The organism is Longimycelium tulufanense, from assembly GCF_014645795.1.
GTDB classification, from domain to species: Bacteria; Actinomycetota; Actinomycetes; order Mycobacteriales; family Pseudonocardiaceae; genus Longimycelium; species Longimycelium tulufanense.
On sequence record NZ_BMMK01000004.1, the window covers coordinates 248,538 to 274,768 of the forward strand.

Genomic DNA, 26,231 nt, shown 5'->3' on the forward strand with positions numbered 1-26,231 from the left:
CCCCCCACGGCGGCCGGTCAGGGCTCGACCGGGGTCAGCGGTGGCCGGCCGGCGAGCACCGCCGCGACGTTGTCGACGGCGAGCAGGCCCATTGCGTCCCGCGTCGCGGCGCCCGCGCTGCCGATGTGCGGCACGATCACCACGTTGTCCAGTTCTCGCAGTCCCGGGTGCAGCTGTGGTTCGTCTTCGAAGACGTCGAGCGCGGCGCCCGCGATCGACCCGGACCGCAGGGCGTCCACCAGCGCCGCCTCGTCCACGACCGGCCCGCGGGCGGTGTTCACCAGCAGCGCGGTGGACTTCATGCGCGCCAGCTCGGCCGGGCCGACCAGGTGGTGGGTCTGCGGCGTGAGTGGACAGTGCAGGCTGATGACGTCGCTGCGTTCCAGCACCTCGTCGAGGGTGGCCGCAACGACGCCCAGGTCAGCCGCCTCCGGACTGCTCGCCCTACGTCCGGTCGCGAGGATGCGCATGCGGAAGGCGTGCGCGCGGCGCGCCACGGCCATGCCGATTCGGCCGAGCCCGACGATCCCGAGCGTGGCGCCGGCGGAAACGTCGAGGCCGGTGAACATCGTGGGCGCCCAGGCCCACGGGCGCCCGGTGCGGAGGAACCGGTCAGCTTCCACGATCCGGCGAGCCGCCGCGAGCAGGAGGCCGAACGCCAGGTCGGCGGTGGCCTCGTCCAGCACGCCGGGGGTGTTGGTGACGGCAATGCCGCGGCGGGCCGTCTCGGCCAGGTCGACGTTGTCGTAGCCGACCGCCACGTTCGCCACGACGCGCAGCTGCTCACCGGCGGCGTCCAGGAGTTCGGCATCGACCCGCTCGGTCAACAGCGGGACCAACGCCACCGCGCCCCGCACCGACTCGAGCAGCTCCCGGCGGGTGGGTGGGCGTTCCGGGTCGGGGTGGACCACGACCGGGGCGTCCAGTTCGGACAACCGCGTCATGGCGGCCGGGGTGAGCCGGCGGGTGACGTACACGTGCGCGCGGGTGTTCGACACGGCTCGGATACTGCCCGACCCGTGTTGGTGGTAGGCGCTGATATCAGATCTCGGGCACGCCGGAGGCGTAGCGGACGGCGGCGACCAACTCCGCGACGGCCTGCCGGGGCGAGCGCAGCTCCAGCACCCGGCCGGCGGTGTGGATGACCAGGGTGGTGCTCAGCGGGAAGCCGCGACCGGCGGTGACGCCGGCGAGCTGCCAGTAGGGCAGCGACTCGGACCAGCCGGAGCCGGCCAGCAGGATGCGCCGGTCGGTCACGGCGAAGAGCACGCGTCCGCGGCCGACCAGGGGGCCGGCGGTCAGGGCGCGGACGCGCTCGCCGGGGGCGAGCATGGTCTCCAGGATCCGGACGTCGTCGCTATGTCGGTTGCGGAGGCGTCGGGGCATCAGCGTCAGCCGCTGCTCCAGGTCGGGATGCATGGCGGGACAGTGTCTTGAGTCACACGCCAGATCGCCATAATCCGAACGGGTGAAGACCGATCGGCGGCCGGGTTGTTCCGCCCAACGGGGGTCCGTGCCGGTACTTGGGTCGGTCCCTCCGGTTGGCCGGTTCGTCGGGCCGGTGGGTCACGCCGAGGCGATGCCCATGCGCACCGCGGCCGCGAAGCCCTGCGCCATGCGGAACGGGATGGCCGCTACGCGCAGCGAGTCCCGCGGGCCGTGCACGACCAGCGCGGCGCCGGCCCGGGAGTCGCCCGAGGTGGCGACGTAGGCGACCTCGGCGAGGGGGATGTCGACCAAATCTTCGGTGGCCAGGGCGAGGACGCGCCGGTTGGTCGCGGCGAGCAGCAGCTCGCCCTGGGCGGTGGAACGGCCCGTTGCGACGGCCCGGATCCGTTCGTCCGGGCGCAGCAGGTCGGTGAGCCGCTTCACGCGTGCCGGATCGGCCTGCCCGGCCAGCCCGGGCAGGAGATCGTGCGGCACGGCGAGGAGCTCAGCCACGCCAGCCAGCATCGCCGCGGGGTTGACCGGCGGGAAGCGGCCGATCGGGTGACGGGACTACGGTGGGGTCGTGCGGCTGCATCCGGTGGAGGCCCGCGGCAGGTTCGGCGCCGCGCGGGTGGCACGGCTGGCGACCATGGGCCCGGACGGAGCGCCCCACCTGGTGCCCGTCGTGTTCGCGGTCGCCGGGGACGACATCTGGACGGCGGTTGATGCCAAGCCCAAGCGGAGCAGGGAGTTGCGCCGGGTGGAGAACATCGCCGCGAATCCCGCTGTGTCACTTCTGGTCGACCACTACGAGGACGACTGGAGCAAGCTGTGGTGGGTGCGCGCCGACGGTGTCGCCGAGATCGCCGGTGACTGGCCCGATGCCGAGGACGGCCTGTTGTTGCTGTGCGAGAAGTACGAGCAGTACCAGCAGGAGCCGCCGGATGGACCGGTCCTGCACATCCGCGTGCACCACTGGTCCGGCTGGGCAGCCAGCTGACTCCGTGCCGGCCTGGCTGCCACGCGGATCCCGAACACGGCCGGCGGCACGTTCCGTACCCGCCGGCGTCGACCTCCGTGAACCGATTCTCCCTTTGCCGCAAGGGAATCCGACCTGCTTCGCGATCGATCCCTCTGATCCGCACCGTGTTCGTGCACTTGATCACGATCGGCTCAGACGTATCGCTCCCGCAGACGACGCGGGAAGCGGCCGAAGCAGCAGCGAAGCTCGTCCCCCGGACGCCGTATCAGGAACCGATGGGCTCACTTCGGGCTCACAGCCCGCCAAGCGCGGGACTCATCTGCAGATCGTTGACCGCTCGCAAAACGAAAACCGCAGGTCACGCAAGGTGACCTGCGGTCCTTCTCCGGAGCCGCCTGTGGGAATCGAACCCACGACCTACGCATTACGAGTGCGTCGCTCTGGCCGACTGAGCTAAGGCGGCGAGGCGGCACCAGTGTAGCGGGCACGTGGGGCGTCACCACTACCGGCACCCGTCGTTGGGTCAGACGTGACGCGCGTCTCAGGGAGTGTGGGGAGGGTCCGGGCCGGGGGAAGCGACCGAACGACCGTGGCTTCCCCCGGCCACCACTCGCGCGCCGCCCGCCCCGCTCGCGGGCGGTCCCGCAGCCTCAAGACGCTTCTTGGCAGGGCCGCACGTCGCCCAAAGGAGGCCGAGCCGATGCACCGACGATTACCGCTCACCGTCGCCCTCCCCACCGCCGCGCTCCTGACCGCACTGTCCGCGCCCCCGGCCGCCGCCACCCCTCCGACCACCCCGATTCCGTTTCCGGTCGACCCCGGCGCCCCGCCGGACAGCGCGCCCCGCCCGCCCTACTCCCGCCCGGTCGTTGCCGACGCCGGCAGCGGCCTGGCCCTCGTCCGCCTGCTTCCCCGCTCGGTGGAGACGAAGACGTCGTTACCCGGCCAAAGCGAGCACCTTCCCCGCCAGTCCGCGGGCGAGGTGGGCCTCGGCCTCGCCACGGCCCAGGCGAACTCCGAGGCCCACCTGACCTACGAGTCCGCGATCGCCGAGTCCGCGCCGCTCGGATTCGCCGTCCGTGGCCGCGCTCCCCGCCCACCCGGCTCGCTCACCCAAACCGCCCTCCCGGACAACGACAAGCCACTCACGCGCGGCCATCAGCTTCCGGAGCCCCCGGCGGACGCGCTGGCCCGGGCCGGCGTCGGAGAAGGCAGCGTCCACGCCCGGTGGGACCAGTTCCTCGGCGCGTGTGTCGACCCGATCGCCGACGCCAGAACGTCGCTGGCCAGTCTCTCCGCGGTCAACGTCATCCCGTCGCTACCGGCCAATCCCGACCTTGCCGGCTTACTCCCGGAAAGCGCCCCGTCGATGCCGCCCGAGGCCACGAAAGCCCTGATCGACGGCGTCCAGGCGCTCTCCGCTCCACTCCACCAACTCGGGGGTCTGCTGTCCGGGCAAGGGAAAGCGGATGGCTCTGGCTCCCTGGTTCACGCACCCGGCACGCTCGGCGTGCGTTCGACGGTTCGTCTCGTCGATGTCGAGGGCCTGCCGGGAAAGGCGGTGCGCGCGACCTCCACGGTTGAGGTTTCCAGCGTCCGACTGCTGCCCGGAACACCCCAGGAGATCCGGGCAGAGGTCGTCAGCCAGCCCACGCTCACGGCGACCTCCACCGGTGAGGAGAACACCTCCACACTCCACTACGCCGCGCCGGTGGTGCGCGTTGTCCAGACGGGCCAGGAACTCGCCGTCCTCGATGCGGCCAACCCGAAACTGGACGTCCCCGTGGGCGTTCCGATCTTCACCGACGACGAACCTCTCCAGCGCCCGGTGATCGGTGCGCTCCTGCCGGACGGATCACCAGTCCCCTCCGCACTGGGACGGATCGACATCGCGGTTCTTCGGCTCCACATCGGCCAGCTGAGCGAGAAACGGACCGGGGCGAGTGTCGGTGCCGTCGCCCGCCTGCTCGACGTCCAGCTTGTCCCGACCAACGCCCTGAACCTGCCCGACCTGCCCCCAGCGCTGGCCCAAGTCGCCATCGGCGAACAGGTGGCACGCGCCCTCGCCCCACGCGGGGGCGTGACGTGCGGGGCCCCGGAGCAACCCGCCGCACCCCAACCGGTTCCGCCACAGGCCGCCCCTACCCCGCCGCTCGCCCACACCAACGCCGCCTACGACGCGATCCCGCTCCTCTGGCTGGGTGCCGGGCTTCTCCTTACCGGCGCCATCCTGGTTTCCGCCCTGCCATCCCCCACACGACGCAGGAGGAGTGAAGCCGGAACCGACGGTTGACTGACTCGTTACGGCGATCACCGGATCAGCGGCGACAGAGCGTCACCCCGATGTGCTTCGCTGTGATCCAGCGCACGTTTTCCGGCGCTGTGCGGGCGTTCCCGGACGACGCGGCCGACCGGGCGTCCACGGGCGGATCCTCGGCCGCGAGAGCGGGGCGGCGTGATGAGCACCGAGCTGTTCTCCCTCACGGGACGCACCGCACTGGTGACGGGGGCGCGTACCGGCATCGGCCGGGCACTCGCCATCGGGCTGGCCAAGGCGGGCGCGGACCTGGTGTTGTTGAGCCGTACCCAGGACGTGGACGGCGTCGCCGCCGAGGTGGCTGCCACCGGCCGCAAGGTCGACCTCGTCGTGGCGGACCTGGCCCGGCCGGACAAGGTGGAGCCGGAGTTGTCCCGGCTGTTGGCCGAGCGGCAGATCGACGTCCTGGTCAACAACGCCGGGATCGTGCACCGCGAGCACGCCACCGAGGTCGAGCTGGGCGACTGGCGGCGCGTACTGACGGTGAACCTGGAGTCGGTTTTCCTGCTCTGCCAGCTGGTCGGCCGGCAGATGCTGGTCCGCCGGCACTCGGGTGTCAACGACCATCCGTTGCCCAGCAACGGAAAAATCATCAACATCGCCTCGCTGCTGAGCTTCCAGGGCGGGATCATGCTGCCCGCCTGTACCGCCAGCAAGAGCGCGGTGGCCGGGTTGACCAGGTCGCTGGCGAACGAGTGGGGACCGCACGGCGTGCAGGTGAACGCGATTGCGCCGGGGCACATCGCCACCCGGAGCACCGCCCCGATCAGGGCCGACGGGGATCGGGAGGCCGCCATCCGGTCCCGCATCCCGGCGGGCCGCTGGGGCAGGCCGGACGACCTCGTCGGCGCGGCGATCTTCCTGAGTTCCCGTGCCTCCGACTACGTCAGCGGGCACGTCCTGGTGGTCGACGGCGGTTGGCTGGCGCGGTGATGCCACGGAGACCGTCCGCAATGGCACGAAGGGCGTGGTGGGTCGTCGAGGTCGTTGACGGTTGCGGGGTCATCAGCAGCACCGCCGGCGGCACCACTCAGTCGGTCACCGGCTGTTTGTCGGGCAGCGGCCTCGAGGTCTCCGCGGGGCGCTGCCCGCGCGGCATCGGGAGATGCTGCCGCGGCCGCGTTCAGCGTCCGGTGTGCAGGGCGGTGACGAGAGCTTCCACCGCGATGCGAGGCTTGACGTTCATGTCGAGCGCTTCGCGGCAGGCCAGGACCGCCTCCAGCCGGCGCAGCGCGGACTCGGGGGTCCACTGGCCCGCCGCCGCCCGCACGTCCTCGGCCTTGTCCGGGTGGGCCAGTGGCGCGTCGGCGCCGAACGCGGCCAGCAGCACGTCCCGGTAGAACCCGGCGAGGTCGACCAGAGCGCGGTCGAGGGCGTCCCGCTGGGTCCGGGTGGCCCTGGACTTCTGTCGCCGCTCCAAATCCTTCAGCGCGCCCTTGGCTCCCCGGGTTGCGGACGCGGTGCCCTTGCCGGTCCCGCCGGCACCCATGGCGGTCTGCAACGCCTCCCGTTCGGCCTCGTCGAGTGTCCCGCTCACCGTCTTGGCCTCCGACTCGGCGGACCTGACCAGGTCGTCGGACGCGGGGAACACGTCGGCGAAGCGACGCAGGCCGAGCGGGATGCGCAGCACGGACTCCCGCCGACGGCGGGCCTCATCATCGGTGGCCAGCCGGCGCGCCCGGCCGACGTGCCCGCCGCACACCGACGCGGCCCACTCGGCGGTCTGCGGGTCCAAGCCGTCCCGGCGGTGCAGGACGTCGGCGATCGCGGCCGGCGAGGGGGTGCCCAGCGACAGCACGCGGCACCGGGAGCGGATCGTCACCGACACGTCGTCGGGGTGGTCGGAGGGTGCGCACAGCAGGAACACGGTGCGGGCCGGCGGTTCCTCCACCGCCTTCAGCAGGGCGTTGGCGGCGCCTTCGGTCAGCCGGTCGGCGTCCTCGATCAGCACGACCTGCCAGCGCCCGGTGGTCGGGCGTCGCGCGGCGACCTGCACCAGCGACCGCATCTCGCTGACCGAAATGGACAGTCCCTCGGGCACGACCACGCGCACGTCGGCGTGTGTGCCGGCGACCGCCGTCCGGCAGGCCGAGCATTCGCCGCAACCCGGTTCCTCCGCGTCCCCGGTGCACTGCAGGGCCGCGGCGAAGGAGCGGGCGGCCACCGAGCGCCCGGAGCCGGGCGGGCCGGTGAACAGCCACGCGTGGGTCATCGCGCCGGGCGCGGCCGACCGACCGCTGGTGAAGTGCAGTGCGGCCCGGGCCGCCTCCAACAGCACCCGCACGGCCTCGGGCTGCCCGACCACGTCCGCCCAGACGCCCGTGGTCACGGCCGGAGTCACGGTGCCTCCGCCCCGGCCAGCGGGGTCGAGCCCCCGGGCACGGCCAGCCAACGCTGCGCGAGCACCGGGAGGACGGCCGCCCGCACCCGCTCGGCCACCTCGTCCTCGGTGCCGTCCGCGTCCACGACCACGTAGCGATCAGGATCCGACGCGGCCATCTCGGTGAGGATGCGCTGCACGCGCCAATGGTGCTCCATACTGCCGAACCCGCCGGAGTCGGGAGGCGTACCGAGACTGGCCGGGTCCCGGTCGAGCAGCACGGTGACGTCCGGGCGGAGCTGGCCGGTGGCCCAGTCGGCCAGGCTCTCCAGGTCGGCCGGCTCCAGCCCGCCGGAGGCACCCAGGTGCGCCAGCGGGCTGTCCACGTAACGCTCCATCACCACTAAGGCGCCGGATGCCAGTGCCGGGCGCACCCGCCGCTCCACGACGTCCGCCCGTACGGCGGCAGCCACCAGGGCATGGGCCCGCGCCCCCGACAGCGAGGCGCCGTCCAGGACGCCCCGCAGGCGGCTTTCGTCCAGTGCGGGGTCCCCGGCGAGCACGACGTCCCGGCCGCCGACGCGCAGCCATTCGGCGAGCCGGGCGGCCTGGGTGGCGGTGTCGTCGACGGTGTCGCCCTCGATCGCGATGAGCATCCCACCCCCACCACGGCGCAGCCGGTCGCCGCCCCGGATGGCCGCGAGCAGGTCGGACAGGATGGGCTCGCTGCGCCGGTCGTCCATCTGCCGGTAGGCGACCACGCCGACCACGGCGGCCACCACGCCCGCGGCCAGCAGCACCGGCCGGGTGCCGTCGATCTGCATCGGCTCCCCGAAGATCGTGACCGTACGCGGCCGGACCAGCCCGACCACCAGCGGCACCACCGCGGTGGAGCCGAGCAGGATGACCTTGATGAGCAGCTGGACCAGGGCGTTGGTGCGGCCCCGCACCGCGTCCTCGACCTGCGAGCCGATGATCGTGAACGAGGTGAGGAACGCGGTGCCGGCACAGAACCCGAGGAGGGCGACCGCGGCCAGCGCCACCCACAGGTGCGGTGCCAGCGCGACCACGATCAGCGCCAGGGCGGCGACCACGATGGTGATGCCGAACAGCCGGTTGTGCGGCAGCCGGCGGGCGAGCCGCGGCATGGTGGCCATGCCCAGCGCGAGCCCCAGGAAGACCGAGACGATCAGCATGCCGTAGGCGGTGTCGCCGCCGGACAGGCTGGACGAGTAGAGCTTGGCGCAGGAGATGATCGCGCCACCGGCCGCGACCGCGCCGGCCAGGCCGATCACCAGGCCACGGACCAGTGGCGTGGCGCGCACGAAGCGCAGGCCGTCACGCAGCATGCCGAACACGCCTGGCTGGCCGGTCGAGGCCTGGCTGGCGCGCCGGCGGGCCGGGTCGCCGTGCCCGGAGATCTCCCTGATCCGGGTGGCGACCACGATCGCCGAGGTCAGGAACAGCAGGCCGTTGATGACGACGATGATGTTGGCGATGCCCAGCTCGGAGCGCAGGTTCAGGGTGGGGCCGACGGCCGAGACCGCGGAGAACAGGCCCGCGGCGGCGATCACCGCGCCGCCGTAGGTCATGACCACGTTGAGCTGGTTGGCCGTCTCCACCTGGTCGCGGCGCCGCAGCAGGTTCGGGATCGAGGAGTCCTTGGCCGGGATCCAGAACAACGCGCACACGCCGATCATGAAGTTGGCGACCAGCACCCACCACAGCTCGCCGACGAGCGCGATCGACAGGAACAGCCCACACCGCGCGAGGTCGGCGACGACCATGATCTTGCGCCGGTCGAACCGGTCGGCCAGCACCCCGCCCAGCGGGCCGAAGAGCATCGCGGGCAGCAGCTGGGTGACCACCACGGCGCTGAGCGCGTAGCTCTGGACCAGATAGACGTCGGTGAGCTTGGTGATCAACGCCGACAGTGCCAGGAACGACAGCCAGTCACCAATGCTGCACAGGGCGCTGACGAACCACAGTCGACGAAATGCCGGAATGGCCAGAACACTGCGCATCCGATGCGCAGTGGATGCACGCGATTCGGCCGGCCCCGTGGAACCGACCGTCGCTGTCGCATCCTCCCCTGCCCGGATGTCGCTCACCCCCGTTCCGACACACGACCCGGCGCTCGCTGGGGTCAGCGTAGCTGGGGGGACGCCGGATCGAGGGCCGCCGGTCCGTCAATGGGGGTATGTCGGGCCGTACCCAGCATCCGAGCAGGGACGATATCGGCCGGCCACGGCCACTTGATCGGAAATCATCACACCGCGCACACCGTCAGGTCACGATTTCCCACTAAATCAGCGCGCCTCGGCACAAATTCCACCAACGGCGGTTGCGCCCGCTACCGGAAGATGTCCGAGACGCCTTGCAGCCAGCCCTGAACGAGGTTGTAGAGGATCACCGCGAGGATCAGGAGCAGGAACAGCCAGCTGCCCACGCCGCTCTTTCTCGGCCGCTCTCCGGTGGTGGGGATTGCCGGTGGGGTGGGCGTGCGTGGCGCGGACCGCTGGTACTGGCCGCGACGGGCCGGTGGGCGGAACGGGGGTGCCTCGTTCAGCGCCGCCTCGATCGCCCGCCGCACCGTCTGTTGCTGGCGCCGGTCGGCAGCGGGTGCGGGGGCCGGGGGCGCGACCGGCAGCGGGACCTCGCCCCGGGGTGAGGGCCCCGGTTCGGGCCCGCCGGGCAGCCCGAGGAGCGGATCCGGGAACGACCGCGGGGGCGGTGGTGGCTGCGTGCCGTCCGGGCCGAACAGCGCGTCCGAACTCACCGTCCCAGCGTAGGCCCGGTCACGGCGTCGCGGCGCGCTTTCGGTGACAATGCGCCAGGATGCCGACAGCCCCGGCCGAATGTCTCGACAGCCTCCGGAGGTGCGGCACCGGCCGCGGACGGCATGGACGTCGTGCGGTGGCACGCAGGGGGAGCCCCTCGCGGTCAGTTACGCCCGCCCATGCGGGACCTTTCACCCACCCCTGCGGGTGTGCGTCGGATGCGCAAGGAAGGCTCAGCCGGGGTGAGCCTTCGCCCACGGCAGCTCGCGCCGCCTGCCCACCCACAGCTGACCCTCCTCCAACCTCTTTCCCAAACACGCGGTGCGGAACTCGGGCTCCTCGGGCGTGATCAGGACTTGGTCGTCGCCTTGCGACGGGTAGGCTTCTTCTTCGTCGGCCCCTTGGCCCGCTTCTCGGCGAGCAGCTCGACGGCACGGTCCATGGTGATCGCCTCGACGTCGTCCCCCTTGCGCAGGGACGCGTTGGTCTCGCCGTCGGTCACGTAGGGACCGAACCGGCCTTCCTTCACCACGATCGGCTTGCCCGACACCGGGTCGGCGCCGAACTCCTTCAGCGGCGGGGTGGCCGCGGCCGTGCGCCGGCCCCGCTTCTTCGGCTCGGCGTAGATCTTCAACGCCTCCTCGAGGGTGATGTTGAAGATCTCCTCCTCGGTGCCCAGCGAGCGGGAGTCGGAGCCCTTCTTCAGGTACGGGCCGTAACGGCCGTTCTGTGCGGTGATCTCCTCCCCGCTCTCCGGGTCGACACCGACCAGCCGGGGCAGCGAGAGCAGGCGCAGCGCGTCATCCAGGGTCACCGTGTCCAGGGACATGGACCTGAACAGGCTGCCGGTGCGCGGCTTCTCCTTGACACCCTCGGGCAGGATCTCGGTCACGTACGGGCCGAACCGGCCCTCCTTGGCGACGATCTCGTGCCCGGTGGCCGGGTCGGTCCCCAGGGAACGCCCCTCCTGCGGGGTGGCGAACAGCTTCTCGGCGATCTCCGGGCTGAGCTCGTCCGGCGGAAGGTCGTCGGGCAGGTTGGCGCGCTGGGACTGACCGTCGACCTCGCGCTCCAGGTAGGGCCCGTAGCGGCCGACCCGCACCATCACCGTGCGGCCGGCGTCGTCGGTGAACAGCGGGATCGAGTTCACCTCGCGGGCGTCGATCTCCTCCACGCCGGAACCGACCAGCTTCTTCAGCCCGCCGGAGCGGCCCACCGAGCCGGTCGGACCCACGTCACCACCGAAGTAGAACCCGGACAGCCACGTGGTGCGCTCCTGCCGGCCGGCCGCGATCGCGTCCAGCTCGTCCTCCAGCGCCGCGGTGAAGTCGTAGTCCACCAGCCGCCCGAAGTGCCGCTCCATCAGCCCGACCACGGCGAAGGCCACCCAGGAGGGCACCAGGGCGGAGCCCCTCTTCCAGACGTAGCCGCGCTCCTGGATGGTGCTGATGATCGAGGCGTAGGTGGAGGGCCGGCCGATGCCCAGCTCCTCCAGGGCCTTGACCAGGCTGGGCTCGGTGTAGCGGGGCGGCGGGTTGGTGGTGTGCCCGTCCGGGTCCAGCTCGGCGGCGGTCACCGCCTGGTCGCGGGCCAGCCGCGGCAAGCGGGTCTCGGCGTCGTCGGCCTCACCGCCGGCCTCGGCGTCCACCGCCTCCACGTACGCCTTGAGGAAGCCGGCGAACGTGATGGTGCGGCCGGAGGCGGCGAACGTGCACTCCTCGCCGGTCGCGGAGACCCCGGTGATCCGCACGCTGAGCGTGGTGCCCTTGGCGTCGGCCATCTGCGAGGCGATGGTGCGCTGCCAGATCAGCTCGTAGAGCTTGAGCTCGTCGACGTCCAGCTCGCCGGCGACCTGCCCGGGGGTGCGGAAGTTCTCGCCGGCCGGGCGGATCGCCTCGTGCGCCTCCTGGGCGTTCTTGACCTTGCGGGTGTACTGCCTGGGCTTGGGCGAGACGTAGGCGTCGCCGTAGAGCTCGCGGGCCTGGGATTGGGCCGCCGCGATCGCCGTGTCGGACAGCGTCGTCGAGTCGGTCCGCATGTAGGTGATGTAGCCGTTCTCGTACAGCCGCTGCGCGGTGCGCATCGTGCGTTCGGCGGAGAATCGCAGCTTGCTACCGGCCTCCTGCTGGAGCGTGGAGGTCATGAACGGCGCGTAGGGCCGCCGGGTGTAGGGCTTCTCCTCGACGCTGGTGACGCTGAGCCGGACGTCGGCCAGCCCCTCGGCCAGCCGGCGCGCCTCGGCCTCGTCCAGCATGCGGACGTCGGCGGACTTGGGCAGCAGCCGGCCGTCCGGGCCGAAGTCGCGGCCGGTGGCCACGCGGGCGCCGTCGACGGCGACCAGCCGGGCGTTGAAGGTACGGGGAGTGGCGTCCGCCCCGGCGTCCAGCACGGCGGCGATGTCCCAGTAGCTGGCCGGGACGAAGCGGATCCGCTCCCGTTCCCGCTCCACCACGATGCGGGTGGCCACCGACTGCACCCGGCCGGCCGACAGCTTGGGCATGACCTTCTTCCACAGCACGGGGCTGACCTCGTAGCCGTAGAGCCGGTCCAGGATGCGCCGGGTCTCCTGGGCGTCGACCAGGTGCTGGTCCAGGCCACGCGGGTTGGCCGCGGCCTCCCGGATGGCGGGCTCGGTGATCTCGTAGAAGACCATCCGGTGCACCGGCACCTTGGGCTTGAGGGTCTCCATCAGGTGCCAGGCGATGGCCTCGCCCTCGCGGTCGCCATCCGTGGCCAGGTACAGCTCGTCGACGCCCTTGAGGGCTGCCTTGAGCTCGGTGACGGTGGCCTTCTTGTCCGGGGAGACCACGTAGAGCGGCTCGAAGTCGTGGTCGACGTCCACACCCAGCCGCGCCCACGACTGGCCCTTGTACTTGGCCGGCACGTCGGCCGCGCCCCGGGGCAGGTCCCGGATGTGCCCGCGCGAGGACTCCACCACGAAGTCCCTGCCCAGGTAGGAGGCGATCTTGCGGGCCTTGGCCGGCGACTCCACGATCACCAGCCGGCGACCGGTGGACGCCCCGTTCCCGCCGCTTCTCCTTGTCCGTGCCGACCCTGCCACGCTGCCCTGCTCTCTGCTGTCGCCTATGTCCCGGCCCGCCAGTGTGCACCGGAGGAGGCCCAACTCGCTGCGCCGGGTGACGGAGAAGGCTCGCACAGCCACGGCCAAGCGGCAGGTTGGAGCCCTTGTCAACCACCCGGTGGGGTGGCGCGAGTGTTCCGCGCCACCCCTTCTGGTGTACCCGGGGACCCTGTCACCCCACCCGACTACCACCCGACCTCACCCCGACCGGCACCCGAACCGGCCCCGGGGCGACGCGCGCTGCCCGCTTCCAGGCCACGGGCACCCGAACCCCCGCCCGCTGGTCCGGACCAGTGGCGCTCCATCGGGCCGGTCGCCGGGGTCGTGCCCGCCTCATCCGGGCACGACGACCCGTGGCGCGAGCCAGCTCCTGCTACCCGGCCGGCCAGTGCGGGACCGGTACCGCGGTCGGAGGCGGTCCCAACAGCTCCGCCAAACGGCTGAGCCTGCGTCGACCGGCGATGCGCAGGCCGGGGCCGCCGCCCCGGGGCCCGAGACGGGTCGCCGGTAGCCCGGCCCTGGCCAGTGCCGTGGCCAGCGGTTCGTGGGTGTCCGGGGCGTGCGGGTCCAGGCCGAGCAGGTAGCCGCCGTCAACCCCGCTTCCGGCGGTCAGCGCCCAGAGCCGGAGGATGGCGCCGTCCGGCGCGAACCCGGTGGGCACCGCCTTGACCGCGCCCCGCAGCCATTGGGCGGCCAGGGACGCGAGGTCGGCGCGGAACGCGCTCCGGACCAGCGGCCGCCCCTCGTCCGACACGGCGATCTCCGCCGCCACGTCACGCTCGGCGCAGGCCGCCAGGAGAGCGTGTGCCCGCCACGGCTCGTCAACCACCGCCGACACCCGCGCGGCACTGCCCTTTCCGAAGCTCACGGCCTGTCCGGGGCCACACAGCAACCCGGCCAGGTCGGCAAGCCGAGGCTCGCGTGCCTCGGCGGAAAAGAAGGACAACTGCTGCCCCACGGGGCGAGCGTAGGGCGACGTTCCGACGAATTCGGTGTTCGCACGCCGTGCTCCGCCAGATGGCGCTCCTCCTCACCAGGCCGGGGCGGGTGCCCCACCGCGGCTGAGGTCGCGCGTCAGCCCGTGGGTGACGGGGTCGTCGGGCTGGTGGGGGTCGCGGTGCGCTTGGCGGACAGCTCCCGGCACTTCGGCGCCTGCTGCGAGGCCCGCTCCAGCTCCCGGTTGACCCGGAGCTCCTCGGTCGGATCCCGGAACTGCCCGAGCTGCTTGGTGTACTCGGCACCGGCGGCCTGGATCGCCTCGGCGAACTGCTCGGCGTTCGCCGGGTCGGCTTGGTCGACCTTGGCCTTGGCGTCATCCATGCCCTGCTTGATCTTGGTGAGCGTCTCCTCGGTCCGCTTGGCCGCGTCGCCCGCCGCCTTCTCCGGCGGGGCCTGCTGCAACTCCCGCATGTCCGTGATGGCCCTGTCCAGGCCGCTCGAGGCATCGCCCAGGTACTGGCTGAGCGCGGCCTTGGTCTCGGCGTTGTCCTGGCCGGACGTCTGTAGGGGCCGCGATACCAGCTCGGTGAGCGACAGCGTGGTGCCGCAGTACCTGTCCACCCATTGCACACGGGCGTCCGCCGTAGGACTCGGTCGGTCCGCTGGCGACGTCATGTCCGACGGTCCCTGGTTCGCCGTGCACGCCGCCAACGGGAACGCCACCAAGCACAGGGTGGAGATCAGCCCTCGTCGCATGAGGCCCCCTTGTCACTGCCGGAAACGACCGCGAACCTACCCCTGCCGCAGCGCACCCGTGCGATCCGGCGGCCGGCGTTCACCCTGCCGACGGGTTCGAGGCCGGTCGCACCGGGCCAACCGCTCAGCGCGCCCTCTTACCGTTTTCCAGTGAGGGCTGCCGGCCAGGTCGGCCCGCGCCCGCTCCTCACACTTCGCAGCAACCCGTCCCGCCGCCCGAACACCCCATCTGACAGCCATCCGTCCCACCGGATGACTCCGGTGGGACGGATGAGCCAACAGGGTCCCTCACGGCGACGGGACGGACCAGCCAACAGGACCGTTGCCCGGCTCCCCGGCCATGCGGCTCGAGGGGCTTCGCGGCTCAGACCCTGGCGTCGTCGGGCTCCTCGGCCGGGGATGACTCGGCGATCGCCGTGCTCCGCCGCTTCGCCACCACGACCGCCGCGACGATGATCGCGACCGCCAGCAGCGCGATGGTCATGCGCAGGCCGGTGGAGGCGTCGGCACCCACCGAGAGCGTGACAATCGCGGGCGCGATCAGCACCGACACCAGGTTCATCACCTTGATCAGCGGGTTGATGGCCGGGCCGGCGGTGTCCTTGAACGGGTCGCCGACCGTGTCGCCGATGACCGTGGCCGCGTGGGCCTCGGAGCCCTTGCCGCCGTGGTGCCCGTCCTCGACGAGCTTCTTGGCGTTGTCCCAGGCGCCACCCGAGTTCGCCAGGAAGATCGCCATGAGCGAGCCCGCGGCGATCGCTCCGGCCAGGTAGCCGGCCAGCGGGCCGACGCCCAGGCCGAAACCCACCGCGATGGGTGCCAGCACGGCCAGCAGACCCGGGGTGGCCAGCTCCCGCAACGAGTCCTTCGTGCAGATGTCTACGACCTTGCCGTACTCGGGCCGCGTGGTGCCGTCCATGATCCCGGGGTTGTCCCGGAACTGGCGCCGCACCTCGAACACCACCGCGCCCGCTGCCCGGGAGACCGCGTTGACGGCCAGCCCGGAGAAGAAGAACACCACACCCGCACCGATCACCACACCGACCAGGATGTTCGGGCTGAACACACGGAAGTCGACCAAGCTGAGCGTTTCGCCGGCCTTCCGTAGCGCGGCACCGATCGCGTCGGTGTAGGAGCCGAACAGGGCGGTCGCGGCGAGGACCGCGGTCGCGATGGCGATGCCCTTGGTGATCGCCTTGGTGGTGTTGCCGACCGCGTCGAGCTCGGTGAGAGTCCGGGCGCCCTCACCGTGCACGTCACCGGACATCTCGGCGATGCCCTGCGCGTTGTCGCTGACCGGACCGAAGGTGTCCATCGCGACGATCACGCCCACGGTGGTCAGTAGGCCGGTACCGGCGAGGGCGACGGCGAACAACGCGACCGTCACCGAACCGGAGAGCAGGAACGCCGCGTAGACGGCGCCGCCGATCACGATCGCCGTGTACACCGCCGACTCGAAGCCGACCGAGATGCCGCCGAGGATCACGGTGGCCGCGCCGGTCAGCGAGCTCTTGCCGACGTCGCGGACCGGACGGTGCTCGGTTCCGGTGAAGTAGCCGGTCAGCCACAGGATGATGCCGGCGAGCACGATGCCGATGATCACTGCGACCGCGGCGATGAGGGCGGGGTTGCCCTCCACGTCCTGCCCGTTGGTGAGCGCGGAGAAGGTGCCGGGCAGGTAGGTGAAGGCGGCGATCGTGGACAGCACCGCGGAGATGATCGCGGAGATGTAGAAGGAGCGGTTGATCGCCACCAGCCCGTTCTCGCCGGGCCTGGCGTTGGTGATGTAGACGCCGATGACGGCGGTGATCACGCCGATCGCCGGCACGATGAGTGGGAACAACAGCCCCTGCACGCCGAACGCGGCGGTGCCGAGGATCAGGGCCGCCACCAGGGTCACGGCGTAGGACTCGAACAGGTCGGCCGCCATGCCCGCGCAGTCGCCGACGTTGTCGCCGACGTTGTCCGCGATCGTGGCGGCGTTGCGCGGGTCGTCCTCGGGGATGTTCTGCTCGACCTTGCCGACCAGGTCGGCGCCCACGTCGGCGGCCTTGGTGAAGATGCCGCCGCCGACACGCATGAACATCGCGAGCAACGCGGCACCGAAACCGAAGCCTTCGAGCACCTTCGGTGCCTGCCCGGCGTACACCAGCACCACCAGGGCGGCGCCGAACAGGCCGAGGCCGACCGTGGTCATGCCGACGACGCCGCCGGTGCGGAAGGCGATCTTCATCGCCCGCTCCCGGCCGCGGCCGTCCGTCTCGTTCGCGGCCGCCGCGACGCGCACGTTGGCCCGAGTGGACAACCACATGCCCAGATAGCCGATCGACGCGGAGAACACGGCACCGACGACGAAGAACAACGAGCGGCCGATCCGTTCGCCGATGTCGTCGGCGGGCAACAGGAACAGCAGCAGGAACACCAGCACCACGAAGGCGACGAGTGTGCGGAACTGGCGATTGAGGTAGGCCGCCGCGCCCTCCTGCACCGCCTTGGCGATGTCCTGCATCTTGGAAGTGCCCTGGCCCGCGGCCAGCACCTCCCGCAGCAGGACGTAGCCGACGGCGAGGGCAGCCAGCGCGACCACGGCGACCACGGCGACCATGCCGCGATCACCACCGGAGAGCTCGAGGCCCTCCGCGAGGATCAGCCGGGACATCCGTCCTCCTGGTGACGACTGCACTGTGGCGCCCGGAGCCGCTCTGGCGGCGCGCCGGCTCCGACGCCGGGGAAGAAGCACGCCGCCCGTGTGGGCGGCGTCACGAGGCGGCAGTCTATTCACAGTGCCAGTGGCTCAGTTCACTGTGTGACCCTCGCCGCTCCCGTACGGACCAAGAATGCGCCTTTGTATCGATCCAGAATCACCTGAGCGGAAGCACGTGATCGCGTTCCGCATCGGGGAGTCCGCAATGGTCCGGCTGGATCGGATCCGACGGTTGGTCACGATTGAGAGATCACCCGGGCGGTCGTTTACATTGCGCGGTTCACCTTCGCGGAGAACCCTCGGCCGGCGGTCGGGGATGTCGGTGTGCTATGCCACGCTTTCCGCGTGGGCGGGAAGGACCGCGGGCGCGTGCTACTGGACCGGGTGCTGGCCGGCATCCCGGCCGGCGAGTCACCTGTCACCCACGTGGCGGAACTTCCGCAGCGGATTCCGCGCACCGTCGACTGGCCGGAGTGGACGCCCTCCGAGCTGATCTCCGCGTTGCGGGTGTGCGGTGTGGACCGTCCGTGGGTGCATCAGGTCGCCGCTGCCAATCTCGCCCGGGAGGGCCGGCACGTGGTCGTCGCGACCGGGACGGCCTCCGGCAAGTCGCTAGCGTACCAGCTCCCGGTGCTGGCGGATCTTCTCGCCGACAACAAGGCCACCGCCCTGTACCTGGCGCCGACCAAGGCTCTCGGCGCCGACCAGTTGCGGGCGGCGGCTGGTTTCGGTGTGCCCGGGGTACGGCCGGCCCCCTTCGACGGTGACACCCCTCCGGCGGAGCGGGACTGGGCGCGGGCCCACGCGCGGTGGATCTTCACCAACCCCGACATGCTGCACCGCGGGATCCTGCCCTCTCACGGACGGTGGGCAGGGTTCTTCCGCCGGCTCCGGTATGTCGTCGTCGACGAGTGCCACGCCTACCGCGGGGTGTTCGGCTCGCATGTGGCGCTGCTGCTCCGCCGGCTGCGGCGGGTGGCCCGGCGGTACGGGGCCGATCCCGTCTTCGTCCTGGCGTCGGCGACGGTGGCGGCGCCCGAGCGTTCGGCCAGCGTGCTCGCGGGGGTGGAGTGCCAGGCCGTGGTCGACGACGGGTCGCCGCGCGGCGCCCGGACCGTCGCGCTGTGGGAGCCCCCGTTGCTGGATGAGCTCTCCGGGGAGAACGGGGCACCGGTCCGGCGTTCGGCGGGCGCGGAGGCCGCCCGGATCCTGGCCGACCTCGTGGTGGAGGGGGCACGGACCTTGGCGTTCGTCCGGTCCCGGCGCGGGGCCGAGTTCACCGCCTTGGGGGCGCGTCGGCAGCTCTCCGAAGTGGATGACGAGCTGGCGGGGCGGGTGGCCGCGTATCGGGCCGGCTACCTGCCCGAGGAACGGCGAGCGCTGGAGTCCTCGCTGGACGACGGCGCGCTCCTCGGGGTGGCGACGACCAACGCGCTGGAGCTGGGCGTGGACATCGCCGGTTTGGACGCGGTGGTGATCGCCGGCTACCCGGGCACCTTGGCTTCCTTCTGGCAGCAGGCGGGCCGGGCGGGTCGTGCCGGCGACGGCGCGCTGGTCGTCTTCGTCGCGAGGGACGACCCGCTGGACACCTACCTCGTACACCATCCCGCCGCGGTGCTGGAGCGCCCTGTCGAAGCCACGGTCCTCGACCCGGGCAACCCTTATGTGCTCACGCCACAGCTCGCGTGTGCGGCAGCGGAACTTCCGGTCACCGATGAGGACATTGACGAGCTCGGTGGGTCAGCCGCCGCCGAGACGTTGGAGGAGCTGGCTGCGGACGGCGTTGTGCGTCGGCGTCGGACCGGTTGGTATTGGGTCGCGCGGGATCGGCCGCACGCAAGCGTCGACATTCGCGGGTCCGGCGGCGAGCAGGTCGCGGTCGTTGAGGCGGACACCGGGCGCATGCTCGGCACGGTGGACCCGTCGTCGGCGTGCGCGACCGTCCATCCCGGAGCCGTCTACCTGCACCAGGGTGCCTCCTACGTGGTGGACGACCTCGACCTGGACACCGGGCTCGCGCTGGTGCACGCCGAGGATCCGGAATGGACGACCTCGGCACGCGACGTCGTCGACATCCGTGTCGTCCGAACCCTCGAGGAACGCCGCTACCCCGGGGTCTCGGTGTGCCTCGGCGAGGTCGAGGTGACCACCCAGGTGGTCGGCTACCTGCGTCGCCTCCCGTCGGGCGAGATCCTCGACCACGTGCCCTTGGACCTTCCGCCGCAGACCCTGCACACCCGCGCGGTCTGGTACACGGTCAGTGGCCCACTGCTACATGACAGCGCGCCAGGGGGCGCCGGCCTCAAGCCGGCGCACATCCCCGGCGCGCTGCATGCCGCCGAGCACGCGGCGATCGGCCTACTACCGCTCTTCGCCACCTGTGACCGCTGGGACATCGGTGGTGTCTCCACTGCCGCACACACCGACACCGGGGAGGCGACGGTGTTCGTGCACGACGGTCATCCCGGTGGCGCCGGCTTCGCCGACCGCGGCTTCGCCGCGATTACCCCCTGGCTCACCGCGACACGGGAGGCCATCTCGTTCTGCGAGTGCCCGGCTGGGTGCCCGTCCTGTGTCCAGTCACCCAAATGCGGCAACGGAAACGAGCCGCTGGACAAGACGGGCGCGGTGGCGGTCCTGGATGTGGTGCTCCGCGCCATCACACCGGCTGGAGCCTGACCCCCTGCGGGCTCGCCCCGCGCGCGGCGGCGCCCTGGATCGCCTCGTCGTGCACGGCCGCGAGCAACGCGTCCCGCACGATGTGCGGGTGCGGCAGCTCCCAGTTGCACACCTGCGGCTTGACCCGCCAGTGCACCACGCCGTGCTGGAAAGGCGACGGCGGCAGGGGAATCCAGCTTCCCTTGCTGTGCAGGGTGATGCCCTCGTAGCTCGACAACTCCGCACCCAGTCCGAGGCCGGGTTCCATCAGGAAGAGCCACTGTCCGGTCGGCGTCGCCGCGATGGGCACGGGAACGCCCGCAGCGCGCAGGGCTGCCGCGGCGCGCCGGCCGAGCTCGCTGCCCACTTCGACCGCATCGACCACGTGGCCGGTGGCGACCAACAACGTGTACTGCCGGCCATTCCAGCAGCTCGCCACCTGGTCGGGCTCCATGCCGACACGCCTGGCCCAGTCCTGGTACACCGGAACCGGCCCTTCGTTCTGAGCCCCGTTTCGGCCCGCCCAGCGGGCTCCCGCCGGATAGGTACCGGGCAGCACCGGCCAACCGCGCCAGGCCAACCCGATGGCCTCGGCACGCAGCTCGATGCGGAACGCCCCGCGCCAACTATCCGACCAATCCATCTCCAGTCGCCTCCTCTGCTCGGCAGGCACGGTTCCGTGCCGTCACCCAATCAACGGCACCGGGCGGGTGGTGAGTGATGCCGAGTCGACAACCGGTCGCTACGGAACGGTGAACGAGGCTTCCCGGGATCGGGCGACCGAACGGTCCCATGCGGTCGGGCCTGTTGTGACTGAGCGCACCGCCCGGTCCGGTGGCCGTTCGGCGCTGGTGGACGACCGCTCGTCGCTGGTGCGGGTTGTCGGGCCGGGTGGCCGTGTTGTCTGTCGGGTTGCGGGAGCTGAGGCGCGGGGGGCGCGCTTGGTGACGGGCCGGATGTTGGTCGAGGCTTGGGTAAGTGGTGCGGCCTGGCGGTAGCTGGGCGTTCGACCTTGGTCCACTCGTGCCGGTCGAGGTCGCCGGAGGCTGCGGTGCGAGCGACAGGGTCGCTTGGTAGGACCCGGCCTGGCTGGAACTGCTGGTTCAGGGGCGCTGGGGCGGGGCTGGGGCTGCTGGGGCCGAGTTGGGCAGTGGAGCGGTTGAGTCAGCGCGTGTGCGGCGCGTTTGTTGAAAGACTCGGCCTTTGTGGGTGGTGGCGTCGCTTCTCTCTCCCCCTGCTCGGCTACGGTCGGGCACAGGATGAGGTGTGGGCATGCTTGGGCCGCCCGGGTGGCAGGCTGGCATACTTGACAGCCTGCCACCGGGCTACCGTTGTTGTTTCCGTTTGTGGCAACTCCTTTCTGGCCCTGGTGGGCCGGTTGGCGTCATGGTTTGTGGCGGCGTCCCCGTTCCCCACTGGACCCCCACACACTTATCCCCAGTTTTTGCCGCCATTCCCCGTCTCCTCGTGGAGACGACCTTTGCGGCAGTCACGCCGCATCCTGGGGTGGATGGGTTGCGTGACCGGTGCGCCCGAGTCAGATCACCTCCTTTCGTTGTTCGGGCGCTGGCCCTTGTGGCGGCGCGCGGGCGCGTTTGAGGTCAGGGATCGGTGGGGCCCGCACGCGAGCGGGCGTGGACCGCGGCGAAGTTGGCGAGTGGACCGTTCGGCTTGGCGGTGACCTCGACCAGGGCGTCCCATTGCTCGAGCCGGCAGCTGGCCAGGTTGGTGCGCATGCGGTCCGTGATCCAGCGGGCGTGGGCACAGGCGTGCTCGGGTCCGGAGAGGGCATGGGCCGCCGCGGCCAGAGCGGCGAGGTCGGCCGCGCTTTCGGCCCGGCGTCTAGTCGTGACAGCGATGGCGAGCTGGATGACGAGAGCCGTGATGAGCAGTAGCGCGAGCACCGCCGTGGCCGCGAGGACGGTCGCGGTGCCGCGGTCGTTGTCCGTCATTCCGTGCCTCCCTGTGGGGTTCCGGGTTCCAGTACTGCGTATGCCTCGGCGCGGATGGTCAGGCCGGGCAGGAGTGGGCTGGGCTGGTCGGTGACTTCGACGCGAACCGTGTCGCCCTCGGTGTGCAGGGCGAGGTGGGCTCCCTTGGGAGCGATTTGCTGGACGGCCTCCGGGGCGCGGTCCGCTTCGCCGCGCGCGGCCAGCCGGGCTGCTTCGCGGGCCGCGTCGGTGCATCTCAGTTGAGAGAGGACCGCGGCGACCCCGGCAAGAGCGAGGGCGAGCACGATGACGACTGCGCAGACCCCGAGAGCAGCCTCCACGGTGACGGCGCCCTTGTCGCCTCGCAGTCGACGCGCTCGTTGGCCAGTTGCTGCGGCCCGGCTGGCCGGCGGCATCAGAAGCTCACCGACAGGGCGCGTTCGACGAGCGACGTTAGTGCGGAGACGATTCCGTCCCCCGTGACCACGGCGTAGAGCACGGCGGCGAAGGCGGCTGCGGCGATGGTGCCGATGGCGTACGCGCAAGTTCAGCTTTAGCAACAGCCAGCCTCTTGGGGATTTTGCCTGGTCAGCCCACTACTTGGGCTCGGCTGCTCCCGGCTTGGCTGACCTGACCTGATGCCGCTCCGACCAGGGAACCCCTCAGACGAACGGATACGTCTGAGGGGTTCCTGTCTCCTCCCCGACCCCGTGAACCCTCCGAGTAGGCATCTCAGCCCCAGAGAGCCACTGCCAGGCTGGTTTCAGCATGTCTTCGCCCCCAGTTGAAGCCATGCTGGGCGTGAACGGGGGAGTCCGATTTTCACTGGTCCTATCCGATAGACAGCGGCCGATGCCAACAGCGGCTACGGAAGAAGGACCATGTTCCATTCCACACCTGGGTCGGGGCACCAGGCCGCGCACGAGGGACGTTGTCCTGTATCCAGGTATTCCTGCACCCCGGCTCGCACCGTCTCCAGGGGTACCTCAACCTCACTGGGTGCGGAGAATGGATGGCCGGGGAAGTAGTAGGCGGTTGTGCCGTGGCGGGGCTGTTCGGCGCGGGTCCAGAAGATTCCCGCGTCATCGACGTACTGGAGGAACCCGTGGCCGTTCTTGCCAACGCCGATGACGACCTGGTGGCGCCCATCATTCTCGGTGGACGGGGCGAAGCCCAGGGACAGGCCGATCTCGACGTCGGCGGTTCTTGCGATCAGTCGATCGATGACCTCGGTGAGTTCGGCCTGGGTGGTGACGGGGATGGTGCCTTGCTGGTCGAACGCTTCGAGGGTCATGGCGGTGTGGCTCCTCCGGTGTAGGTGATGCGGCGCGGATTGCCGTGTTCGTCGTAGTCCCACACGGTTAGCCGGTAGCCGGCGGGAAGGATCAGGGGTAGCAGGTCTTTGCAACCGTATCCCCAGGGGCCTCGGCTCTCGCAGGTCTTGTTGTTGATGACGATTGTGGCCTCTCTGATGCCGTCGCGGGCCATGCGTGCGGCGACTTTGGTTTCGACATGATCTACCGCCATCGGTGTTCGCTTCATGCCGCGGTCGGCTAGCAGCTTGGCAGCGTGGTTTGCGTCCGCGTCGCGGCCACTCACCATGGAGCGGGTGGCGCCGTCGGGTGTAATCCACCGGCTGTGGGTCTTGGCACCCGTGCCCGAGGTGACTCGGGGTGGAAGGTCGCTGTCCCAGAGCCGCCGGGCCTCATCGAGTCCAATGCGGTGGTCAGGGAATCGGTCGTGGTGCGGCAGTGGACTCGCCGACTGCTCCCGTGGTCTTTGCGGTGTCTGACTGCTAGCGAAATCCACCGCCGCCCATGGCGGCTTGGAGGTGGGCGATACGTTCGTCGAGTTGTTGGGCGAGTTGGGCGCAGCCTTGGAGGGCGGTCTCGAACCCGCCGCGGGTGTGTTCCAGTAGGCCGGCGAGGTTGTCGGTGACGCCGGCCTGGGCTAACTGGCCGCTGATCTGTTCCAGGATCTGTAAGCCATGTTGCGCAATTCCTTGGGGAACGTTGTCCTTGGCGGCCATGAGGTTCTGAAGGGCTTCTTCCATGCTGCTCACGGGAATTCTCCTTGGTCACGATTATTTTTGGGCGTGGAGGTGTTGGACGTCGATGGTGACGTGGTTGCTGCGTGAGGCGGATAACGTCGAGGTAGGACAGTGGCGGCTTCACGCCGCGTAGGCGGTAATAACTTTCTTGATGGCGGTGACGACGTCGTGGAGGTCGTCGGCGGCCATTGTTGGGTAGAGCGGGAGGGAGACGATTCGGGAGGAGATGTCTCGCGCTACCGGCAGTGCGTCCTCCGGGATTTCGTGTTGCTGCTGGTAGTAGGGCTGGAGATGGAGGGAGGGGAAGTGGATGCCCGTGGCAATGCCCTCGGCGCGTAGGGCCTGGATGAACTCGTCTCGGGTGAGGGGCAGCCTGCGCAGGTCGAGCTGGACGATGTAGAGGTGATGGGCGTGGCGCGCGTAGGCCCGGCGCGCGAGCGGCATCAGGGCCGGTATCCCGGCGAGGTGTTCGTCGTAGAAGGCGGCGTATCGCTCCCGGATGGCGATAAACCCTTCCAGGCGCGGAAGCTGGTGCAGACCGACCGAGGCTTGCACGTCGGTCATGTTGTACTTGTAGCCCGGTTCGATCAGCTGCCAGTGCGGTGAGCCGGTGGTGGAGTACCGGCGCCAGGCATCCCGGGTGATGCCGTGCGAGCTCAGGATGCGGGCGTGTTCGGCGAGACTATCGTCTTCGGTGGCCAAGAGGCCGCCTTCGATGGCGGTAATGTTTTTCGTCGGGTAGAAGCTGAAAGCGGTCGCCGTGCTGAGCCGACCCACAGGGGTGCCTTTGTAGTGGGCGCCCAGAGCGTGGGCCGCGTCCTCGATCACCACGAGGCCGTGGTGGTGGGCGATGTCGCCCAAGGCGTCCATGTCACACGGTTGTCCGGCCATGTGGACCGGCACGATCGCCTTCGTCTTCGGGGTGACGGCGCGTTCCACCTGCTGCGGGTCGAGGTTGAGCGTGTCGGGTTCAACGTCGGCGAATACCGGTGTGGCACCGAGATGGTGGATGACGTTGGTGGTCGCGGGCCAGGTGATCGGACTGGTGATCACCTCATCTCCCGGGCCGATGCCGGCGGCGGCCAGCGCCACGTGGAGCGCCCCGGTGCAGGAGTTCAGCGCTATGGCATGGCGGACACCGAGATAGTCGGCGCACCGCTGCTCGAACCGTTTCACCTTGGGACCCGTGGTCAACCAGGCCGATCTCAGGGTGTCGAGGACTTCGTGCTCCTCCTCGGTGCCGAGGGAGGGCAGCGCGAACGGCAGGGGGTGGCGGCGCACGGGTTCACCCCCCGCAGCAGCGGGGCGGTGCAGCAGCGCCTTGAGAGTGGCCACGGTCGAATACCAGGGATGGTTCAGGGCCTCGGCACGGAGGCCGGCGAGGGCGGCGTGGACGTCACGGACTCCGTGGGTGAGGGAATACTCGGCGACAAAGCCGGTGACCTTCTCGAAGCGGTCGCCGTTGACGCGGTAGCTGCGCGGGTCGGCAGTGCTGCCCGCATGGTGGATGGGGCAACTGCCTACGGCGTCGCTGATCCGGCAGGCCAGGTCCCCGATGGTGGTATTGCGGCCGAGGACGTTGAATACCGCGGCACGGGGCAGCTCAGCATCAGGGATGGCCAGGCACGCCAGATACGCGCGGACCGCATCGCGCACGTGCAGTAGGGGCCGCCACTGTGTGCCGTCGCCATCCACGGTGATCCGCCCGTGCAGCAATGCGGCGGCGGTCATCGTGTTGACCACCAAGTCCAGGCGCATCCGGGGGGAGGCCCCATATAGGGTCGCTTTGCGTAGCGAGACGGTGCGGAACGTCTCGGTGTCGAGCTGGGCGAGTTCCTGTTCCGCGGTGACCTTGCTTTGGGCGTATACGCTTAGCGGCGCGACCGGTGAGGTTTCCGAGACGATGTTGTCACCGCCGCAGCCGTAGACGCTGCACGAAGAGGCGTGCAGGAACCGCCGTACCCCAGATGTCCGGGCGGCTTCGGCGAGACGGAGGGTGGCGTGGGTGTTCACCTCGAACGTCCAGCGTGCGCTGAGCGCCCCGGAGGGGTCATTGCTGATCGCGGCCAGGGAGATGACCGCCTCCACGCCGTCGAGCAGGGCCGGGTCAATCGTGCGGACGTCGCCGCGGACGAGCTGTAATCGTGGATGCGCCGCAACTGGGAAGAGCACCTTGGTGCCGAAGTAGAACGTGTCCAGCGCGATGACGCGGTACCCCAGGCGCAGCAGTTGCGGCACGAGCAGCGCACCGACATAGCCGCCCGCACCGGTCACGAGCACGGTC

Annotated in this window: 21 protein-coding genes, 1 tRNA gene and 1 pseudogene; 4 read left to right on the top strand and 19 right to left on the bottom strand. The window is 70.6% G+C overall.

Annotation, left to right across the window (positions count from 1 at the left end):
• Positions 1-17: 17 nt before the first annotated feature.
• The 3 genes from IEY55_RS07285 to IEY55_RS07295 all read right to left on the bottom strand — a co-directional run bounded on the left by IEY55_RS07285 (position 18) and on the right by IEY55_RS07295 (position 1,941).
• Positions 18-998: a 2-hydroxyacid dehydrogenase gene (locus IEY55_RS07285; RefSeq protein ID WP_268239285.1), complete on the bottom strand. Its 981-nt coding sequence runs from the start codon at positions 996-998 to the stop codon at positions 18-20.
• Positions 999-1,041: 43 nt separating this feature from the next.
• Positions 1,042-1,419 (bottom strand): hypothetical protein, encoded by a 378-nt coding sequence (locus tag IEY55_RS07290; RefSeq protein WP_189055231.1) that lies wholly within the window; start codon positions 1,417-1,419, stop codon positions 1,042-1,044.
• 147 nt (positions 1,420-1,566) lie between these two features.
• On the bottom strand, positions 1,567-1,941 hold the full coding sequence (locus tag IEY55_RS07295; RefSeq protein WP_189055232.1) for a hypothetical protein: 375 nt from the start codon (positions 1,939-1,941) through the stop codon (positions 1,567-1,569).
• A gap of 70 nt (positions 1,942-2,011) precedes the next feature.
• Here IEY55_RS07295 and IEY55_RS07300 point away from each other — a divergent pair, with 70 nt between their 5' ends.
• Positions 2,012-2,428 (top strand): TIGR03668 family PPOX class F420-dependent oxidoreductase, encoded by a 417-nt coding sequence (locus IEY55_RS07300; protein WP_189055233.1) that lies wholly within the window; start codon positions 2,012-2,014, stop codon positions 2,426-2,428.
• Positions 2,429-2,799: 371 nt separating this feature from the next.
• Here IEY55_RS07300 and IEY55_RS07305 read toward each other — a convergent pair.
• A tRNA-Thr gene (locus IEY55_RS07305) sits at positions 2,800-2,873 on the bottom strand.
• A gap of 237 nt (positions 2,874-3,110) precedes the next feature.
• Between IEY55_RS07305 and IEY55_RS07310 the strand changes: the two genes are divergently transcribed.
• Both IEY55_RS07310 and IEY55_RS07315 read left to right on the top strand, forming a co-directional pair.
• Complete coding sequence (locus tag IEY55_RS07310) at positions 3,111-4,703, top strand: hypothetical protein (RefSeq protein ID WP_189055234.1); 1,593 nt, start codon at positions 3,111-3,113, stop codon at positions 4,701-4,703.
• 165 nt (positions 4,704-4,868) lie between these two features.
• Complete coding sequence (locus IEY55_RS07315) at positions 4,869-5,660, top strand: SDR family oxidoreductase (RefSeq protein ID WP_189055235.1); 792 nt, start codon at positions 4,869-4,871, stop codon at positions 5,658-5,660.
• Positions 5,661-5,850: 190 nt separating this feature from the next.
• On the opposite strand, the gene IEY55_RS07320 is transcribed toward IEY55_RS07315, so the two are convergent.
• From IEY55_RS07320 to IEY55_RS07350, 7 genes are all read right to left on the bottom strand, one after another.
• Positions 5,851-7,068 carry a DNA polymerase III subunit delta' gene (locus IEY55_RS07320; RefSeq protein WP_189055236.1) on the bottom strand — a complete coding sequence of 406 codons (1,218 nt, stop codon included), beginning with the start codon at positions 7,066-7,068 and terminating at the stop codon, positions 5,851-5,853.
• The gene (locus IEY55_RS07325) at positions 7,065-9,071 is read right to left on the bottom strand and encodes a bifunctional MFS transporter/dTMP kinase (RefSeq protein ID WP_189055237.1); all 2,007 of its coding nucleotides are present in this window, start codon (positions 9,069-9,071) and stop codon (positions 7,065-7,067) included. The genes IEY55_RS07320 and IEY55_RS07325 overlap by 4 nt, the downstream gene beginning before the upstream one ends.
• Positions 9,072-9,400: 329 nt before the next feature.
• On the bottom strand, positions 9,401-9,826 hold the full coding sequence (locus IEY55_RS07330; protein WP_189055238.1) for a hypothetical protein: 426 nt from the start codon (positions 9,824-9,826) through the stop codon (positions 9,401-9,403).
• A gap of 350 nt (positions 9,827-10,176) precedes the next feature.
• Positions 10,177-12,888: a type I DNA topoisomerase gene (gene topA / locus IEY55_RS07335; protein ID WP_189055239.1), complete on the bottom strand. Its 2,712-nt coding sequence runs from the start codon at positions 12,886-12,888 to the stop codon at positions 10,177-10,179.
• Between the two features lie 394 nt (positions 12,889-13,282).
• Positions 13,283-13,867 carry a hypothetical protein gene (locus IEY55_RS07340; protein ID WP_189055240.1) on the bottom strand — a complete coding sequence of 195 codons (585 nt, stop codon included), beginning with the start codon at positions 13,865-13,867 and terminating at the stop codon, positions 13,283-13,285.
• 116 nt (positions 13,868-13,983) lie between these two features.
• Positions 13,984-14,604 (bottom strand): hypothetical protein, encoded by a 621-nt coding sequence (locus IEY55_RS07345; RefSeq protein WP_189055241.1) that lies wholly within the window; start codon positions 14,602-14,604, stop codon positions 13,984-13,986.
• Positions 14,605-14,968: 364 nt separating this feature from the next.
• Positions 14,969-17,263, bottom strand: coding sequence for a sodium-translocating pyrophosphatase (locus tag IEY55_RS07350; protein ID WP_189055242.1), 2,295 nt, complete (start codon positions 17,261-17,263; stop codon positions 14,969-14,971).
• Between the two features lie 390 nt (positions 17,264-17,653).
• Between IEY55_RS07350 and sftH the strand changes: the two genes are divergently transcribed.
• On the top strand, positions 17,654-19,987 hold the full coding sequence (gene sftH / locus IEY55_RS07355; RefSeq protein ID WP_229686141.1) for a DEAD/DEAH box helicase: 2,334 nt from the start codon (positions 17,654-17,656) through the stop codon (positions 19,985-19,987).
• Here the strand turns inward: sftH and IEY55_RS07360 are convergent.
• From IEY55_RS07360 to IEY55_RS07395, 8 genes and pseudogenes are all read right to left on the bottom strand, one after another.
• Positions 19,968-20,609 (bottom strand): bifunctional DNA primase/polymerase, encoded by a 642-nt coding sequence (locus IEY55_RS07360; protein WP_189055243.1) that lies wholly within the window; start codon positions 20,607-20,609, stop codon positions 19,968-19,970. The genes sftH and IEY55_RS07360 overlap by 20 nt on opposite strands.
• A 958-nt stretch (positions 20,610-21,567) precedes the next feature.
• Positions 21,568-21,918 carry an Rv3654c family TadE-like protein gene (locus IEY55_RS07365; RefSeq protein WP_189055244.1) on the bottom strand — a complete coding sequence of 117 codons (351 nt, stop codon included), beginning with the start codon at positions 21,916-21,918 and terminating at the stop codon, positions 21,568-21,570.
• Positions 21,915-22,313, bottom strand: coding sequence for a TadE family type IV pilus minor pilin (locus tag IEY55_RS07370; protein ID WP_189055246.1), 399 nt, complete (start codon positions 22,311-22,313; stop codon positions 21,915-21,917). Before IEY55_RS07370 ends, IEY55_RS07365 begins: the two co-directional genes overlap by 4 nt.
• Positions 22,313-22,432, bottom strand: a pseudogene (locus tag IEY55_RS32515) (DUF4244 domain-containing protein); the annotation flags it as partial. The gene IEY55_RS07370 and the pseudogene IEY55_RS32515, both read right to left, overlap by 1 nt.
• A 330-nt stretch (positions 22,433-22,762) precedes the next feature.
• Positions 22,763-23,191 (bottom strand): Imm1 family immunity protein, encoded by a 429-nt coding sequence (locus IEY55_RS07380; RefSeq protein WP_189055248.1) that lies wholly within the window; start codon positions 23,189-23,191, stop codon positions 22,763-22,765.
• Positions 23,188-23,706, bottom strand: a complete 519-nt coding sequence (locus IEY55_RS07385; RefSeq protein ID WP_189055250.1) for a DddA-like double-stranded DNA deaminase toxin — start codon at positions 23,704-23,706, stop codon at positions 23,188-23,190. Before IEY55_RS07385 ends, IEY55_RS07380 begins: the two co-directional genes overlap by 4 nt.
• Positions 23,693-23,959: a hypothetical protein gene (locus IEY55_RS07390; RefSeq protein ID WP_189055252.1), complete on the bottom strand. Its 267-nt coding sequence runs from the start codon at positions 23,957-23,959 to the stop codon at positions 23,693-23,695. The genes IEY55_RS07385 and IEY55_RS07390 overlap by 14 nt, the downstream gene beginning before the upstream one ends.
• A 108-nt stretch (positions 23,960-24,067) precedes the next feature.
• A complete protein-coding gene (locus IEY55_RS07395; RefSeq protein WP_189055254.1) occupies positions 24,068-26,227 on the bottom strand; it encodes an aminotransferase class I/II-fold pyridoxal phosphate-dependent enzyme in 2,160 nt (719 codons plus the stop codon).
• Positions 26,228-26,231: the final 4 nt, after the last annotated feature.